Annotated in this window: 10 protein-coding genes, 2 pseudogenes and 2 other annotated features; of the genes and pseudogenes, 4 read left to right on the top strand and 8 right to left on the bottom strand. The window is 36.9% G+C overall.

The features are described from left to right. Positions 1 to 270: 270 nt before the first annotated feature. From ADJ83_RS17100 to ileS, 4 genes and pseudogenes are all read right to left on the bottom strand, one after another. On the bottom strand, positions 271 to 1,050 hold the full coding sequence (locus tag ADJ83_RS17100; protein ID WP_192840958.1) for a hypothetical protein: 780 nt from the start codon (positions 1,048 to 1,050) through the stop codon (positions 271 to 273). Positions 1,051 to 1,117: 67 nt separating this feature from the next. Further along, entirely contained in the window at positions 1,118 to 2,917 is a 1,800-nt protein-coding gene (ltrA, locus tag ADJ83_RS17095; protein ID WP_031535091.1) for a group II intron reverse transcriptase/maturase, read from the bottom strand. A 712-nt stretch (positions 2,918 to 3,629) separates the two neighbouring features. Next, positions 3,630 to 4,061 (bottom strand): annotated as a pseudogene (locus ADJ83_RS17090) (oligoribonuclease); the annotation flags it as partial. 145 nt (positions 4,062 to 4,206) lie between these two features. Then, entirely contained in the window at positions 4,207 to 7,299 is a 3,093-nt protein-coding gene (gene ileS / locus ADJ83_RS17085) for an isoleucine--tRNA ligase (protein WP_031535090.1), read from the bottom strand. Between the two features lie 79 nt (positions 7,300 to 7,378). Then, positions 7,379 to 7,627, bottom strand: a binding site (T-box leader). A 187-nt stretch (positions 7,628 to 7,814) separates the two neighbouring features. Between ileS and ADJ83_RS17080 the strand changes: the two genes are divergently transcribed. Then, positions 7,815 to 8,243 carry a DUF2871 domain-containing protein gene (locus ADJ83_RS17080; RefSeq protein ID WP_031535088.1) on the top strand — a complete coding sequence of 143 codons (429 nt, stop codon included), beginning with the start codon at positions 7,815 to 7,817 and terminating at the stop codon, positions 8,241 to 8,243. A gap of 69 nt (positions 8,244 to 8,312) precedes the next feature. On the opposite strand, the pseudogene shc reads toward ADJ83_RS17080, so the two are convergent. After that, positions 8,313 to 10,204 (bottom strand): annotated as a pseudogene (shc, locus tag ADJ83_RS17075) (squalene--hopene cyclase). Between the two features lie 140 nt (positions 10,205 to 10,344). Further along, positions 10,345 to 10,559 (top strand) — a binding site (T-box leader). 163 nt (positions 10,560 to 10,722) lie between these two features. Between shc and aspS the strand changes: the two are divergent. Both aspS and ADJ83_RS17065 read left to right on the top strand, forming a co-directional pair. After that, a complete protein-coding gene (gene aspS, locus ADJ83_RS17070; protein ID WP_031535086.1) occupies positions 10,723 to 12,018 on the top strand; it encodes an aspartate--tRNA(Asn) ligase in 1,296 nt (431 codons plus the stop codon). A gap of 272 nt (positions 12,019 to 12,290) precedes the next feature. Further along, positions 12,291 to 13,175 carry an SMP-30/gluconolactonase/LRE family protein gene (locus ADJ83_RS17065; protein WP_031535084.1) on the top strand — a complete coding sequence of 295 codons (885 nt, stop codon included), beginning with the start codon at positions 12,291 to 12,293 and terminating at the stop codon, positions 13,173 to 13,175. A 64-nt stretch (positions 13,176 to 13,239) separates the two neighbouring features. Here the strand turns inward: ADJ83_RS17065 and ADJ83_RS17060 are convergent, their stop codons facing one another. After that, complete coding sequence (locus ADJ83_RS17060; RefSeq protein ID WP_031535082.1) at positions 13,240 to 13,659, bottom strand: universal stress protein; 420 nt, start codon at positions 13,657 to 13,659, stop codon at positions 13,240 to 13,242. 19 nt (positions 13,660 to 13,678) lie between these two features. Then, a complete protein-coding gene (locus ADJ83_RS17055) occupies positions 13,679 to 15,142 on the bottom strand; it encodes a SulP family inorganic anion transporter (RefSeq protein WP_031535079.1) in 1,464 nt (487 codons plus the stop codon). 144 nt (positions 15,143 to 15,286) lie between these two features. On the opposite strand from ADJ83_RS17055, the gene ADJ83_RS17050 reads away from it, so the two are divergent. Continuing rightward, positions 15,287 to 15,826 carry a recombinase family protein gene (locus tag ADJ83_RS17050; protein WP_031535078.1) on the top strand — a complete coding sequence of 180 codons (540 nt, stop codon included), beginning with the start codon at positions 15,287 to 15,289 and terminating at the stop codon, positions 15,824 to 15,826. Positions 15,827 to 15,945: 119 nt separating this feature from the next. Here the strand turns inward: ADJ83_RS17050 and ADJ83_RS24620 are convergent, their stop codons facing one another. Then, on the bottom strand, positions 15,946 to 17,034 hold the full coding sequence (locus tag ADJ83_RS24620; RefSeq protein ID WP_065429123.1) for a helix-turn-helix domain-containing protein: 1,089 nt from the start codon (positions 17,032 to 17,034) through the stop codon (positions 15,946 to 15,948). Between the last annotated feature and the right edge of the window lie 452 nt (positions 17,035 to 17,486).

Here is a 17,486-nt window from a genome sequence, read left to right as displayed (position 1 = left end):
TGATGGTTATCTATGTTTTTAAATATAGTCAAGTGTAAAAACTAGGTCGTTCCATTGCGCTACAGACGCACGATGCGCCGAGGAGGAAGCTGATCCTGCGGGGTCTAAAGCGTCTCTATTTCCCGCAGGAGTCGAGCCGTCCTCTGCTCCATTTCACTTCGTTTTTAAACCTTTTCTAAAACGATAAAAACGATTATTTATGAGTATAAATTGTACAATTGTTCGTACATATTGTTAGTTAAATTGCTTACGTCCCAACCTCTTTACCTATTATTTATGCTTTACAAAGTCCATCACATAGCGAATATATTTATCATCTCTTGCCAGCCATACTCCATAATTTCTGCGTAGGAAAATTTCTCCTTGCATGAAGGTAGAAAAAGTTTGTTGGAGCTTTGTTTTTTTCTGGTTAATGGCCCACTGGTTTCTACTCACCTGATAAAGGAAGAACACTTCGTCCTGCTTGTTTTCAAATAGAGTACCAAGTGGAGAATCCTTTTTATTGTATTCATTCTTTTTCGGATCTTCACGTAGTGGTTCTAATGCAAAGGTATCTAAGCAGTAATTTTGGTAAGCCTTATCGGTTAAGTTGCAGCCAGAAGCCTTCACATGACCGCCACCTCCATAGGTGCCAGCTACTTTTGATACATCAACATGGTCATGAATTGTACGGAAACCAAGTTTTTTTCCGCCAATATTAACAATTGCTATGTAATCTAAATGAGGATATTCCTTTCCAAGCTCATTCCCTAATTCAGAATGATATTGTTCGGCATAAACCACGCCAGCATATAAACCATCAATTTCTTTTTGGACAAGTTCCCGTCTTTTGCGGCGAATATAACGGTCAATTTTTTTCTCTTCCATATCTAGTATTTGTACTTCTAACTCATCAAAAAAGAAGTGATCATTTGCCTTTAAGCGTGTTACCATTTTTTCAACGAATTCGTCAAAAGAAATAAGATAAAAAAGTGCGTTTAAACGTTGTGCTGCTAGATTATTGTTTTTTTCCCAATATAGCAATAGGTGGGATTTTGAGGTTATCTCCATCCTTTCCCCTGCTCCACACCGTACGTGCGATTTTCACCGCATACGGCGTTCCATCTTTCTTGTTAGATTAAATCATCTCTAAGTTACAAACCTTGCGATATGAGTTTAACTTGTTCAATTGGTTTGTGTTTAAGTTTAGTCCATTTTTCAATCGCTGAATTGTATTGCTATCCGTTGCATGTACTAATTTGTGTACATCAACATGAATAATTCTTAGATTTTTGTACTCATCCGTACCACCGATATCTGAAGGAATAAAATGATGGCAATGTACTAAATCGGCTTCTAAGAATTCTCCAGTAATTTCACATTTGCCCTGTACCATACTGTATCTTGAAATTCTATTGTCCATAAATTCAAGACTATATCCTACAAATTGATGTTTAGCGAGTATCGTTATTTGATACCCAATATCCGCTTGTAGTTTACTATGAATCAACTGTCTTCCCCGTTCGGTGAAAACCGTAAGATTTTGGTTAAAGTTCATAGCTGGACTGAATTTAATATCCGTTATTGGGTATAAAAACCTTCCACTGATTTTCCAAGTCTTTGCATTATTTTTACCATAGAACTTTTTATACGAAGGCGGTGCATTTGCGGTTGACACAAACTTTCCAATCGGACGAAAACGATTGTATTGCAGTCGAGATAGGTCGTAGGCAATTCTTGCAAATACTATGGATACCAACGAACTATGCTTGAAGTATCCATGAACTCCTAAAACAAAACTATTCCATTTCTGAATATTTCCTGCTGTTGGAGAGTTTCGTATTTCTAAAATTATTTCTCTGCCTCGTGCCTTTATTCTCTTGATACTTTTATCTCTGACATCACTACGAGTGACAAAACCACTTTTATGTTTAACTGCCCTAATTCGATAACCCAAGAACTCTGTCCCTTGTTTCCTAAGATTTATTACTTTGGACTTTTCAGGTGAAATATCCAAATTCAATCTATCTTTCAGATAAAGTCTAACTGCATGATACCATTTGTATGCTGTCTTAACATCTGTAGTTAAGATTTTGAAGTCATCCGCATATCTTACAAGATAACCTTGTTTGAGTTTGGTTTTCTTCAACGCATGGTTTCTGTGACTGTTAGTTGAGTAATCGAAATGTGAGGGATGGTCTTCCCATTGACTTGCTATCCACATATCTAAATCATGTAAAACTATGTTGGATAGTAGTGGTGAAAGAACTCCTCCCTGAGGAGTACCCTTTGTTGGTATTCCTACATTTCTGATTGGCGCTTTTAGAATTTTTCCAATTATCACAAGAACTCTTCTGTCTTGAATTCCCATATTCCATAATTGCTTGATGAGAACCCTATGGTTTACATTATCAAAGAATCCTTTGATGTCCATATCTACTGCATACTGCAATTTTGCAGTTTTGACTAGAAAGTTACATCTTGATATTGCATGATGTGCACTTCTTAGTGGTCTAAAACCATAACTATGTTTGAAGAATTTTGCCTCGGCAATTGGTTCTAAAATTTGCTTAATCATTTGTTGGATTAATCTATCCAACATTGTAGGTATCCCTAAAGGTCTTGTATCACCATTTTCTTTGGGAATCAAAACTCTTTTAACTGGTTTCGGCTTGTAGTTGTTTAGAGATTTACGAATTGTTCTTATAAAATCATCTTTACCGATGTTTTTATATTCTTCAATCGTGTAAGTATCCGTCCCAGGTGTCCCAGAACCCTTGTTTTTCTTGATTTTCCTGTAAGCCAGAAGGATATTTTCTTCAGATATTATTAGTTCATAAAGTCTGTTGAATTTCTTATCTTTTTGACTTTCTTTGTACAAGGTAGAGAATGTTTCCGTCATTGAATAGTATTCCCATTGACGTAAAGTCGTCTTCATTGTGGCTAATCACCAAATTCCTGTGCTTAGTTCCCACATTCCTACTCGACCGATGAAGTTCACTTTTAGATAATTTAACTAACTATATTCAGAAAGACTTGGGGCTATCCCTCCACGTTCATTACACGTTTCATTGGTACTGTGCCCCTACTCTCACAAGGATTAAACATGTTGCCATGTAACACTCCACTGATAGGTGTTTAATAAGTGTTCCTTGCTTTCTACGTTCCGATTCCTTTAGCTGTTACCATACGGACTTAGGTGGTTACTATAAGCCTGTGCACATTATAGTGTCATTGTTCACTATCCCGAATTTCGTCCCATGGGAAACCTACTTTTCGGTATTGCACGCCACAATAGTGGCAGTGGACTTTCGTACCACTTCGACATCTAGACCCTTACATTCGCAACTTCGTCAGATTCTTATGAATCATTCTCACCATATCCGTTTTATAGCCCTCCGACCTATCTGTAACCATATAATCCATTTATAGACTACTTAGGTTACATTCAGCCGACTTCACCAAGCTTCACACCCATGACTTCTATCAGAGCCATACGCATGTTGGAGTATTAAGGAAAGTGCTTCGGTTCGACATGATAAACCTCATTCCACTTTTCAAGGAATCAGTTGTTGCTAACATTGTCTTTAAGACTTGTTAGCCCCTCCATTTCCAGCTTTTTATGCTGTTATAGGAGAACGCATCGCACCCCATGTATCATATTGTCTTACTAACTCAACAAATTCTGCAATGGCTGGAGAGGGACTCATATATTCATTTTTGACAAGGTATTCATATAATAAAGAAGTGGCACTTGTTAGCGTTCCTTCATCATCTTGAACAGACACAAAGCCCCATTCAAAATCATTTAAATGAAGAGCAGTCTTATGATGGTCAATAAGTTGTACTTTTCCACCCTTTTTATAATAGTCATCTAGTCGAATCGTATTTTCTTCATTGACAGAAAGGTCGGTAATAAAGAGAAAGGTATCTTCTGTTTTTTGATCTAAGAACTTTTCTACTTCTTGGTTCAGAAAAGAAACGGAGTTATAACGAACCTCTACGTCCTCTCCGAAAGCAAGTTTTGCAATAATGCCGCAGCCGACCCCATCAAGGTCATTATGCGATAATAGTTTGTACATTTTTTTCACCCCTGCCCAATAGTATAATCTAATATGGAAAAAATAGAACAGCTAACAGCCAATTTCTTTTAGAAAAACTTCTAATGAAAAGAAAAAAGGTGTCTCAAATAGGTTTTCACCTAGCTTTGAGACAGCCTTGATATGGTTATTTCATGCCAATGTATACATTTTCGCCGTCTATTTGAATTTCTTTCATATTCTCTATTCTTTCAAAGAAAAGCTGATGAATAATAACTCCTTTATGGATAAGAAAATCATATTCTTTCATTGTTTTGATAAAAGTGGTAGACCCATCAATAAATAAATCGATTTTTTTATCAATAGGCAGATTTTTATCTTTTCGCAAATCCTGAATAGACCGAATGAGTTCCCTGATATTTCCCTCCTTTTTTAATGCTTCCGATATAGTAGTATCGAGCATCACGGTGAAATGTTTATTGGAGGCCTCTTCATAACCAGGCAAATTCGTCTTTCTTTGGAGTATTACTTCTTCTTCTGTTAAGGTAATGCTTTCTTTACTTTCTAGTTTAACAGTTAAATATCCTTTATTTAGAAAGAAATTTATTTGTTCTTCTGTAGCATTCTGTAATATATCTTTTGCACTCTTTACGTTTTTCCCTAACTTAGGTCCTGCCTTTTTAAAATCAAGCTTTAGGGAATAATGAACGTAATCATCGGCAGAATCTACCCAGTTGATGTGTTTCACATTCAGTTCATCTTTTATAATCGACTCAAACTGTAAAAATTCGATAGCTTCGTTATTGTTTGCGGACACAATCAGTAAAGTTGCTAACGGTTGTTTTGTTTTTATTTGATAACGGTGACGAAGGCTTCTCCCTAGCTCCACCACTTCTTTCACTTTTTCCATTTGCTCCTCTAATTGCTTATCTCTCCATTTTGAAATAGTAGAAGGAAAGCTAGTTAAGTGGACACTTTTCCCTGTTAAAGCAAGATGAATGCTTTCAGAAGTAAAAGGAATAAATGGAGCCAATAATTGTGATAAACGAATTAATACTGTATAAAGGGTTTGAAAAGCAGAAACTTTATCTTCTGGCATTCCTGCTATCCAAAATCGTTCTCGATTTCTGCGAATATACCAATTGCTCACGTCATCCATTAATTCCCCGATTTTTCTGGCTGCATTTGTAAGCTGATAATTTTCCATCTCGTTTTTTACCACAACCGTTGTTGTCGTTAATCGAGAGAGAATCCAACGGTCCATGATAGGAATGTTTTTGATCTTTGGCAATTTCGGATCAAAGTGATCAATTTCTGCGTATAAAGAGTAGAAATGAAATAAACTTAAGAATGTATCAATCATTTTTGATTTTGCTTCTTGGACATTTTTTTCTGAGAATCTTTTTTGGTTCCATGGAGCGCTATCTGCAACAAGCGCCCATCGCAGAGCGTCTGCACCATATGTTTGGATAAGCTCAATCGGATTTAGTGCATTCCCCTTACTTTTGGACATTTTTTGTCCGAGTTCATCTAATACATGCCCTGTGGCAAGAACATTTTTATAGGGAACTTCTCCCGAATAAAGGACAGAAACTGCTAAAAGAGAATAAAACCATCCTCTTGTTTGATCAATGCCTTCTACAACAACATCTGCTGGAAACTGTTTTTGAAACAGTTCGCTATTTTCAAATGGGGTATGATATTGGGCAAAGGGCATGGAGCCACTATCGAACCATACATCAATTACCTCAGGTGTCCGGTACATATCTCCACTGCAGGATGGACAAGTAAAGACAAGTTCATCTACATATGGTTTGTGCAATTCCACATCATCAATCGGAGTTTTGTTATAGTTTTTTACCTCAGAAATGCTTTTGGGAGCAATCTCCTTTTGACAGGATGTGCATTGCCAAACATTTAAGGGAGTTCCCCAATATCGATTACGACTAATATTCCAATCAACTAAACCATCGAGGAAATTTCCAAATCGACCATTCTTTATATGCTCAGGGTACCAAGTTACTTCTTGGTTTTTGGCAACCAACCTTTCCTTTGCAGCAGTTGTTTTAATAAACCAGCTTTCTGTGGCATAATACAAAAGCGGTGTGTCGCAGCGCCAGCAATGCGGGTAAGAATGTTCATATTTCTCTTTATGGAATAACAATCCTTTTTGATGGAGCAGCTTGATTATCTCTACATCAACCTTCCCGTCTTTTACAAAGGAACCGGCTAATGGTGTAATGCTTTCCTTGTACCTTCCCCTTTCATCCACTACATGGACAAAAGAAAGATTGTTTGTCTGCACAAGACGATAGTCATCCTCACCGTACGCTGGAGCGATATGGACAATTCCTGTTCCGCTATCGTTTGTGACGAAATTACCATGATGAATGGTGTGCCCTTTTTCCACTTGAACGTATGAAAATGGTGCTGTATAGGAAAGTCCTACTAATGCTGATCCCTTCAAAGTTTCAAGGACTTCCCCTTCTAAGCCGATTACCGGCTGTAATCTATCTTTTGCAACGATGAATATTTCCTCTCCTACTTTTACTCTAACATAGTCTAAATCTTTGTGAACCGCTAAGGCGACATTTGCTGGCAATGTCCAAGGAGTCGTTGTCCAACCGAGTATATATTCGTTTTCTTTTGTGGCAAGCTTAAATTTAACTGTTGCACTCAAGTCTTTTACATCTTTATAGCCTTGTGCGACCTCATGTGAGCTCAAGGAAGTTTGGCAGCTTGGGCAGTATGGTGAAACGCGATGCCCTTTATATAACCAGCCTTTTTCGTGAATAGTACCAAGGATATTCCAAACCGATTCGATGTATTCATTACTCATGGTCATGTAGGGATGATCCATATCAACCCAATATCCTAATTCCTCTGTAAAGGTTCGCCATTGTTTTTCATAGGAAAATACACTATCTTTACATTTTTCAATAAAAGGAATAATGCCATAGTTCTCAATTTCTTGTTTTCCAGAAATACCTAACGCCTTTTCGACCCCTAATTCAACAGGAAGTCCATGGGTATCCCAGCCTGCTTTACGAATGACTTGTTTGCCGTTCATTGTTTGAAATCTTGCGATGATGTCTTTGATGGTTCTTCCAAGTGCATGACCGACGTGTGGGAGGCCGTTGGCAGTTGGGGGTCCTTCGTAAAAAACAAAGGTGTCATTGTTATTGCGCTGTTCGATTGACTTTTGAAAAATTTGTTCTTTCTCCCAATAGGCCAGGATTCTTTTTTCACGAGCTCTGTCTGTTTCTTTTTGTACTTCCATCTATATCCCTCCATCTATTTAATAAACATTCCAGTATAGAAAGATATTTTTAGGAAAAAAAAAAACACCCGTCCCTTTAGTAAGGGACGAGTGTATTATCATAACCCGCGTTACCACCCAAATTCTGTTTGACAAAAAACAAACAGCGCTTAGTCAACGTACTATCATACGTGTTCCTTTTAACGGTGGAAATCCGTCAAGACTTACTAGTTGTTCAGCCTTGCATCTCAGAGATGATTTTTTCGTTTCGGTTACCTTACTGGCTTTCACCATACCCAGCTCGCTAAAAGGGATATCAAAACGTACTTTTTCTCTTCATTGATTTCTATGAATTGGAATGTTTTGTATAGGATAGCACTTTTAATGGAGAATTTCAAGGGACATTTGCCTATATCAAGCAAAGGAGGAAAGCCGGATAAATAGGATTTTTTAGCCACAAAACTGTCATAGTATCCCGATTGGTATTTTGTTAGAATGGTAGGTAGTGATTATTAGGTTTGAAAGGAAGTAGAGAGATGAAAAAAGTATTGAATATAGCCTTCTTTTATACAATTTTAGGTTTAGTTAGTGGCGTTTACTATAGAGAGTTTACGAAAATGAGAGATTTCACAGGGGAAACGCAGCTCTCTGTTGTTCATACTCACTCGTTTGCTTTAGGAATGATGATCATGCTAATCGTCTATTTATTCTGTTATACGATGAAAATACATACACTTAAAAATTTTGATTTGTTCTTTTATTTTTATAATATTGGTTTACTATCAACGATTACATTAATGGTGATAAGAGGAACTCTGCAAGTGCTTGAATTTGATTTATCCAGCGGTTTAGATTCTGCCATCTCTGGAATTGCCGGATTAGGGCATATTTCTATAACTATTGGTTTAGTGATTTTTTTCCTTCTTTTGAGAAAGAATCATAGCGAGAATATTCGAACGAAATAGGAAAAAATGTTTTTCCGAAGTTTATAAGAATGATAAATTTGCTTCGGAAAAAACATTCTAGATTCATGATCAACTATGCGCCTCCTTGTTTATATAATGGGAAAGAGCCAATAAAGGAAAAATCTTATTATAACTATGATAATAAATGTAGAATTGTTTCGGTAACCCAATACCTGTAGGATAAGTAATGGCGCGTTCCTCTTTCTTTTCGTCTAGTAAGTAACGAATTCCCCTTTTCACTTCTTTGCTTGCTCCTTCTCCTGCCGCAATTAAGGCATCAACAGCCCAAGCTGTTTGTGATTCCGTGCTAAATGGTAGAGGAACATAGATGGAAGTTTCACAGCTCCTACAAGATTCTCCCCATCCTCCATTGGAGTGTTGGATTTTTTTCAGCCAACCAATTGCTTTTTGGATTGCTGGGTGATTTGGTTTCATGCCAACTGCTGTTAACCCTGTAAGTGCTGCCCAAGTCCCGTAAATATAACAAACACCCCATCTGCCATACCAAGAGCCGTTTTTTTCCTGATTATTGATTAACCAGCTGACGGCCTGCTTTATATGAGGATGTGTGTCGTTAAGATGAGCAAAGTTTCCAAAGTATTCTAATACTCTTCCAGTTAAATCAGCGGTAGAAGGATCCACGGCAGCATCCTTTGCATTATCGATTGGAACCATCTTGAGAATGTCCCAATCGGTATTCTTTTCGAACGCTGCCCACCCTCCATCTTTATTTTGCATGGATAATAAATAGTTTGTGCCTTTTTGCCAAGCGTAATGAACCGTTTTGTTTGATGAGGCGGTTGCGGTTAAGGCCCGTAAAACGGCAGAGGTATCATCATTGTCAGGATTATTCGTATTAATATCAGAAAAGCCCCATCCTCCTGGTTCCGAATTTGGGTTATGAACCTGCCAATCTCCTTTTTTGTATGTTGTTTTGCTAGCAAATAATTAGTTGCTTTTATTATTGGAGTAGATTCAGTAGGTATTCCAGCTTGTTGTAATGTATAGCTGATTAAGCCTGTGTCCCAAACCGTGCTGGTGGAGTTCTCTAGGTGACTTTGCTTACCTTTTTTATCGATAAGGGATGTGAGTCCAGCAATTGCTTTTTGAATTACTGGAGAATTTTTTTTATAGCCAAGGGCAAGTAATGCATAGATCATAAAGAAAGTTGCACTCGCATAACTGTAAAGTGTCCCATCCTCTTCTAATCGATCTAGCATGTATTTTTCTGCAGATTGAAAGCCTAAGTGATGAAGATAGGCTGGAAACTTTCCGATTCGTTTCATTTCTTTCCAAAGAAATGTAAGGGGATTTCGCTCTTCTTCTAGGTGATCAAAGGATGGATAAAGAGCTATATCTCTTACAAATAGGTCATCTAGCGGTGGCTTGGTTTTTGTTTGGATTGTGAATTTTTTATTGGCTGCTATTAACATCGGAATGAAGTGAATCCGAGCATAGGCACTAAATTGGTAGAAATTGAAAGGCTGAAAGGTTGGCAAGAGTAAAAATGTCATTGGAATGTAGATCATATGGGACCAAGGGTAGAGACCATTCACGGATAGCATCCATTTTATCATAAAATGAGCCTTCGCTAGGCCGCCGTGTTTTAAAATAAATGCTTTTGCTTTCTGCATTTGTGTGTCTTCCTTTGCATAAAGGCCAGAATATAATAGGGCAGTGTAAGCAATTATGGTAGCAGAGAGATGGCCGTTTGGTTCATCGCTATATGCTTTCCAATAGCCTTCTTTATGCTGGGCGTTACGCAGTGTTTTGGCTAAAAGGTGGATGTTTTCTTCTTCTGTGTGAATGTTTAATGCTCGAATGGTGATGATATAAAAAGCATCTGTCATTAAGCTTCCTTGAAACCGGAAATGAAAAGAACCGTCTGACTTTTGTAGCTCGACAAGCTCTTTTATGCGTTTTTGTTGCTCTTTTTCAACAGAGTGGAGAAATGTATTCAATATAATCACCTCAAATGTAACATCGTATTAGTAAACTTTATGCTTCTTAAGGAAAGTCATATTCAGAAATATTTATATTTTCTTTTTTTAGTAGTTGAAATTAGGGGGAGAGAGGTCTATAATGAACATAATTTAATGGAGCGAACATGTTGATCAGAAGGAGTACCCTAAGAACCTTTTTCGAAAGAGAGCAGTCGGTAGCTGAAAAGATTGTGCAAAAGCCTTAGGAGAAGACATCTGTGAGTGTTACTTTGAACGTATTATGCTAGTAGAGGTAACCGGTTATCACCGTTATGATACAAGTGGTTTCTGTATGAAACAATTTGGGTGGTACCGCGGATAATCCGTCCCTTTTATAGGGGCGGATTTTTTTATGTTTTTTTTAGACGAATATTTAGTGTCTAGCCCTGGGCACCCAGGGGCTGATGGGCTTTTCTAATAAGGAGGTGAGTGCCGTGGACGATGATGATGATAACGATATGAATCAAAATTTTACTAACTTTAGGAGGAACAGTTATATGGAATCTTCAAAAAGGGTGCTCATTTCTGAGTGTAATATGCTTATTGGTAAAGAGGTTGTTTTAAAGGGCTGGGTGAAAAAGATTCGCCAGCTAGGAAAAGTAGGCTTCTTGTTATTGAGAGACCGCACTGGGTTGCTGCAATGTGTATTAGAGCAAGAGCAGAATCAGGTGAAAATAGAGACAGAGAGTGTTGTTCAAGTTACCGGAATTCTTGTAAAAACAGATAAAACAGCAAATGGAGTGGAACTTCAAGTTAGTGAAATCCTCGTACTAGCTGAAGCTGATTTATTGCCATTTGAAATTAATAAGAAAAAACTGAATGTCGGCTTAGATCATTTACTGAATCATCGAGTTCTATCCTTAAGACATGAACAAATAAACGCAATATTTACGATTCAATCCGTGTTCGTGAAAGGTTTTACAGATTTTCTCATGCAAGAAGGGTTTACCAGAATTTTCACTCCAAAAATAGTTTCACAAGGAGCAGAAGGCGGGGCAAATGTTTTTACCTTTAACTATTTTGATAAAAGTGCCTATTTAGCACAATCCCCTCAATTTTATAAACAAATGATGGTAGGAGCGGGCTTTGAAAGGGTGTTTGAAATTGCCCCTGTATATAGGGCGGAAGAGCATAATTCATCTAGACATTTAAATGAATATATTTCGTTAGATGTAGAAATGGGATTTATTGAAAATGTGGAGGAAGTAATGGAGATGGAGAAGCGAGTTCTTCAATATGTTTTCCAATATGTGAAGGAGCGTTGTCAGAAGCAGCTGGACGTTCTTCAGGTCGACATACCAGTGTTGAACGAAATCCCTAAAATGACATTAGCAGAAGCACAGGCTATATTAAAAGAGACATATCAAAAGGACTCTCCAGAAGGAGATTTAAATACAGAAGGGGAAAAATGCATCGGAAACTATGTTAAGGATAAATATGGAAGTGATTTTGTGTTTATAACAAACTATCCGAGAGCAACAAGACCGATGTATACCATGCCAAATAAGGAAAATCCTGAGCTGACAGATTCTTTTGACCTTTTATATAAAGGAAGTGAAATTACCTCTGGCGGGCAAAGGATTCATCGTAAAGGAGAGCTAATAGCTTCTTTTAGAGAAAAGGGACTAAATCCGAATGAATTTAAGGCATATATCGATTCTTTTGCATATGCTATTCCACCGCATGGAGGATTTGGAATTGGTTTAGAACGGATTATAATGAAGTTCCTAAACCTTGGTAATATTCGCGAAGCAAGCGCATTTCCGAGAGATTGTGATAGGCTTATTCCATAAAAGGGTTATTTAAGTCTAGTACCCATAAATAAAAACTAGCCCCTTACTCGTAAATTCGTAGGTTAATTTGGAAAAATGTTTTCTAGAAAACATAACCAAAGCAGAGCTACATTTACGAAAGGAGCTAGTTTTATTATAATATCCCGAATTTGATTGATTGAAACATAAAAAGGAGCATATTTTTATAAAATTTTAATTATATGGGTTTCTTTTCTATCTAGAAAAGGTATAGGACAAGGAGATAGATTATACATAGTTGGAGGGGGAAACATATGATAGAGGATCTAGAATTAGTACTTGATGCAAAAGCTGTGCTTGGAGAAGGACCATGCTGGGATTTTAGAAACAATATTTTATATTGGGTAGATATTGAAGGAAAAAAAGTACATATGTATAACCATATTTCTGGTGAGCACAAACAGGTTCAACTAGAACGTGAAGTATCGGCTGTTATCCCTTGTATAACAAAAGATACAGAATTTATTGTTACATTAGATAATGGCTTTCATCTTTTAAATATAGAAACAGAGCAACTAAAGTTTATTGGCGATCCAGAGCGAGATTTAAAACAGAATCGTTTTAATGATGGGAAATGTGATGCTTATGGTCGTTTATGGGCAGGTACAATGTGCAGAGATGGAAAGACGAAAGATGCAGCACTATACTGTCTTGATAATGAAGGAAAATGGACGGAAAAAATAAGTCATTTGAGTATTTCGAACGGCATGGCATGGACTAGTGATAATGAATACTTATACCATATTGATACACCTGCTCAAACAGTAACACGTTATGAATATGATTTGGAAACAGGAAAATTAGGAAAAGCAAAGCAGATTATTGATTTTTCAGAGGAAGAAGGATTCCCAGATGGTATGACAATTGATAGCGAAGGAATGCTATGGATTGCTCATTATGGTGGAGGAAGAGTGTCTAGATGGAATCCAGAGAGTGGGGAAAAATTAAGTGAAATATGCTTGCCAGTACCGAATGTGACTTCTTGTACATTTGGAGGGGAAAAATTAAATGAGTTATATATAACGACAGCGAGATCTGGTTTGGATGATGAAGAATTAAAAAAGTATCCACAATCAGGAGGGTTATATAAAATCAAGCTACATATTCAAGGGGTAAAAACGTATTTATATCAAAACTAATTCGTAGATATTGGCTATAAAAAAGAGCTAATCAAACAGGATAATCATTTGATTAGCTCTTTTTTTATTTAACAACTAAAACCGGACATTTTACTCGTTTGATTACTTTATGACTAACACTTCCCAATACCATTTCTTGCAAGGAATTTAATCCGCGACTGCCAATGACAAGTAAGTCAAAGCTATTTTGATTTGCATACTCGACAATTGTAGGACCCGGCTCTCCATGAAGAAATAGTAGATTATAAGCGATATTATTGGATTGTAAGTATTCTTCCATTGATACGAATTTTTTCCGCCTAGTAAGTTCTAAATCAGCCTTCCCTTGAGCGTGCAATACATCATATTTCGATTGAGTGATATCTAGGACATGAACAACTGTAATTACAGCATTCTTCTGAAGGGAAGCTAATTTCACTGCTTCTGTTGTTGCTCTTAACGAGTTTTTTGAACCGTCAATTGCTAAAAGAATAGTAGAATACATGATTTACGCTCCTTTTGAGTTAGTGATCAGATAATTTCGCATTTTGTTTGGGAAATACAGCAAGTTTATCTACAATCTTTTTACTTGCAGAATCTAAGCCAGTAATGGTAACTGTATTTTGATTTTCCTTCAGCTTTAACGCAATTTTATCAATGGCACCGACTGCAGAATCATCCCATACATGAGAATTAGTAAAATCAATGGAAATTTGTTTGTTTTTAATCGTTGTATCAAATGCTTGAACAAAGCTATCAACAGAAGCAAAAAATAGTTGTCCTTCCACTGCATAGTTGTAGCCTTGCGATGTTTCCTGTTTATGCATCTTCACATGGGAAATCTTCGCAGCAAATAAGACAGCACTTAAAATAACTCCAGCAATTACCCCTATGGATAAATTATCGGTTGCGACAACAATTATCACGGTTACGAGCATAACGATTGCATCTCCTTTTGGAGCAGTAACTAAGTACTTGAAGGAAGACCAGTCAAAGGTGCCGATACACACCATAATCATGATGCCAACTAGGACTGGCATAGGAATTTGTACAACAAGACTTCCTAATACCATTATCAAAAACATAAGAAAAACACCTGCAACAAATGTAGAGAGTCTTCCTCTCCCACCTGATTTCACATTGATAACAGATTGACCAATCATCGCACAGCCAGCCATTCCGCCAAAAAATCCTGTAACAATATTAGCTATTCCCTGTCCCCTTGCTTCTCTGTTTTTATTGCTGTCTGTATCTGTTGCATCATCAACGATAGAAGCAGTTAATAAGGATTCCAATAAACCAACAATTGATAAAGCTAGCGCATATGGGAAAATAATTGCTAACGTCTCAAAGGAAAACGGTACATTTGGAATAAAGAAAGATGGCAATGATTGCGTAATTTTTCCCAAATCACCAACAGTAGCTACATTTACATTTCCAAAAATAGCAACAACGGTTAAAATAATAATAGCAATTAGTGGTGCTGGAATGACTTTTAAAAATCGCGGCAAGATATACACAATTAATAACGTGATGATTACAAATAAATAAGTAATGTTTGTGACGTTAATAAGATGTGGCACTTGAGCCATAAAAATTAAGATCGCTAAAGCATTAACAAATCCAATCATCACTGCTCTCGGGATAAACTTCATGAGCTTCGCAATTTTTAATACGCCGAAAATAATCTGAATTATCCCTGTAAGGATTGTAGCAGCAAATAAATATTCTAATCCGTAATCTCTAACTAATGGCCCCATTAATAATGCCATTGCTCCTGTTGCTGCTGAAATCATACCAGGTCTTCCACCTGTAAACGAAATAACCACAGCCATAGTAAAAGAGGCATACAATCCAATCATCGGATCTACCCCGGCAATGATAGAAAATGCAATCGCCTCTGGTATTAATGCAAGAGCAACGACCATTCCTGATAAAATATCCCCACGGATATTTGAAAACCATTCCTTTTTTATTTTTTCAATCAAATGATTCACCTCAATATCTTTCTGCTTGATACAAAGAAGTCTACCATGTTTTTTCCCAAAAAGGAATATATTTTGGGAAAGTTTTTACAAGCAGAGAATTTCTATCTATAATAATGAGAAGAGATAATGTTGGAGGCAATTAAGATGAAATATGGTTATATGCGACCTACCATTGCAGATACTAGCTGCGAGCAGCAGTTAAAAATACTGAAACCTATATGTGAGCAAATGTATCAAGAAGAACATGATTCGGCAAAAAATAGATCAAAGCTATCGGAAGTAATAGCCTCTCTATTAAAGGGAGACAAAATTGTTGTAGCGCAGTTATTTACCATTGCAGACTCGAGTAGGCATCTGATGGAGTTATTAGAAATACTTGAAGACAAAGGTGCTTATTTACAATCAATAAAGGAAGATATTGATACAGAAAGAAAAAAGGAGTATTCGTTGTCTGAAATGCTATCTCATTTAATTGAATTCCAGAATGAGATTATTCGGGAAAGAACAAAAAAAGGCATGGAATACGCGAGACAGCATGGGAAAGCAAGTGGAAGACCGAGAAAAGCTGATGAAAATGTAAAAAAAGCAATGGAGATGTATCAGTCGAAAAAATATACATTAAAAGAAATAAAAGAAGAAACAGGAATTAGTAAATCTACATTATATAGGTATTTAGAGCATTAATGGGGGATTTCATTTTTAAAGAGTGACAGGAAGAAGCGGAGTTTATCAAAGGAACGAAAGCAAGAAATAAGTCGTTCATCCGTGGAATGAACGACCAAGTCGAAGTGAAAACGAGTTTTTTAGTTTGTCTTAAGTAACTGTTTTACGATTCTACCTAAAGAATTTTCCTCCATAAAAGGAGCTAGCTTTGCTAGTGATTGAGGAGACAGTCTATCAGCATCCATATTGGATAATAATTGATCAATAGCATCCTCTTCAAAAAAAGGAGCAAGTTCCATTAGCTGTTCTAATTCTATTTCTCCATTCACTGCTTTATCCACTAGTTCATTAAAGGAAGCTTCTCCTATAAATGGAGCCATTTTTTGTATGAAAGACCATTCCCCCTTACTTGATGCGATTGAAACTAAGTGTTCAATCGTATCTTCTTCTAAAAAGGGAGCCAAGCCAATTATATGTTCCTCATTAAACATGTCGTCTATTCCTTGCAAGACAAGATTATTTAAAGCTGTATCACTAATAAAAGGAGCCATATTTGTGATGAACTGCCAAGTTAATTGCCCATTTTGCACTTTCCATATTAAGCTGTCTATATATTCTTCATCTAAGAAGGGTGCAAGCTGCACTAATTCTATAGGTTCAATCGATTCGCTAATGACTTGATTGGCGATTGAGTGTAAGGTGCTAGAAGATAAAAAAGGGGCAATTCGTTGAACAATCTTCCAATCAATAGTTCCTTTTGTTGCTTGTATGACGATTTCATCTAATGCTTCTGTTGACAGAAAAGGAGCTAGATGAACAATTGTGTCTAAATCCCAAGCGGTTGCATCCATTTTTTCAGATACTTTACTTAGTTGACTAGTTTTAATAAGAGGGGCGATATCAATCAGCTCCTTTACGTCGGCAGCTCCTGAATTAATTAAATCCGCTACTTCCTCGGGTTGGTCGGCCGATAAATGCTCAACCATTTTCCCAATTTGCTTGGAAGGTTTTGGTTGTTTATTTCCAGCGTTCATTAAGAGATCAATAGAAACCTCCAATTCATTCGCAATAATGGGAATGGTCATAATATCAGGAAGGGATTCTCCTCTTTCCCATTTGGATACCGCTTGGTGACTGATATTTAATTTATCTGCTAATTCAACCTGTGTTAGATCTTTTTCTTTTCTCAATTTTGATATATAAGCCCCAATTTTTCGTGAATCAACCATACTTGTCATCTCCTCTACTTTTCCAGTGCGCACTGTCTAATTCGATACTAGCATACTTGCCAAAACATGCCTATCAACGGCTAGTTGAATAGCTGAAAAATAGTGATTCTACTAGTGGTAGAATTGTTTTTGCATGAGGGTTTCTAGTGAAAAGCAATACAACATTAGAACATTAAAAAGAGACTGGGAAAAAACGAAATACATAATCTTTAAAGACGAACAATCTCTAATTCAGCTCTAAAATAAAGCTACTTTTTCAAGAGGGTTCTCTATGTTTTTAAATATAGTTAAGTGTAAAAACTAAGTCGTTCCATTGCTCTACAGACGCACGATGCGCCGGGGAGGAAGCTGAGCCTCCTCACTGCGAGGCCACTGAAAAAGTATATTACCTGGTGAATCATTAGTTAGCAAACCATTCTAACTTAGTGTAGGTTTTTGTTTTCCGAGGCTTA

The sequence above is a fragment of the Bacillus sp. 522_BSPC genome (assembly GCF_001076885.1).
GTDB classification, from domain to species: Bacteria; Bacillota; Bacilli; order Bacillales; family Cytobacillaceae; genus Niallia; species Niallia hominis.
The sequence above is the reverse complement of the archived record's forward strand: the minus strand, read 5'-3'. Positions and strand labels throughout refer to the sequence as shown.

Coding starts and splice junctions, on each gene's coding strand:
- ADJ83_RS17050 (WP_031535078.1), top strand. CDS start 15,287: ATGAAATATGGTTATATGCGACCTACCATTGCAGATACTAGCTGCGAG.
- ileS (WP_031535090.1), bottom strand. CDS start 7,299: ATGGAAGTACAAAAAGAAACAGACAGAGCTCGTGAAAAAAGAATCCTG.
- ADJ83_RS17065 (WP_031535084.1), top strand. CDS start 12,291: ATGATAGAGGATCTAGAATTAGTACTTGATGCAAAAGCTGTGCTTGGA.
- aspS (WP_031535086.1), top strand. CDS start 10,723: ATGGAATCTTCAAAAAGGGTGCTCATTTCTGAGTGTAATATGCTTATT.
- ADJ83_RS24620 (WP_065429123.1), bottom strand. CDS start 17,034: ATGGTTGATTCACGAAAAATTGGGGCTTATATATCAAAATTGAGAAAA.
- ADJ83_RS17060 (WP_031535082.1), bottom strand. CDS start 13,659: ATGTATTCTACTATTCTTTTAGCAATTGACGGTTCAAAAAACTCGTTA.
- ltrA (WP_031535091.1), bottom strand. CDS start 2,917: ATGAAGACGACTTTACGTCAATGGGAATACTATTCAATGACGGAAACA.
- ADJ83_RS17100 (WP_192840958.1), bottom strand. CDS start 1,050: ATGGAGATAACCTCAAAATCCCACCTATTGCTATATTGGGAAAAAAAC.
- ADJ83_RS17080 (WP_031535088.1), top strand. CDS start 7,815: ATGAAAAAAGTATTGAATATAGCCTTCTTTTATACAATTTTAGGTTTA.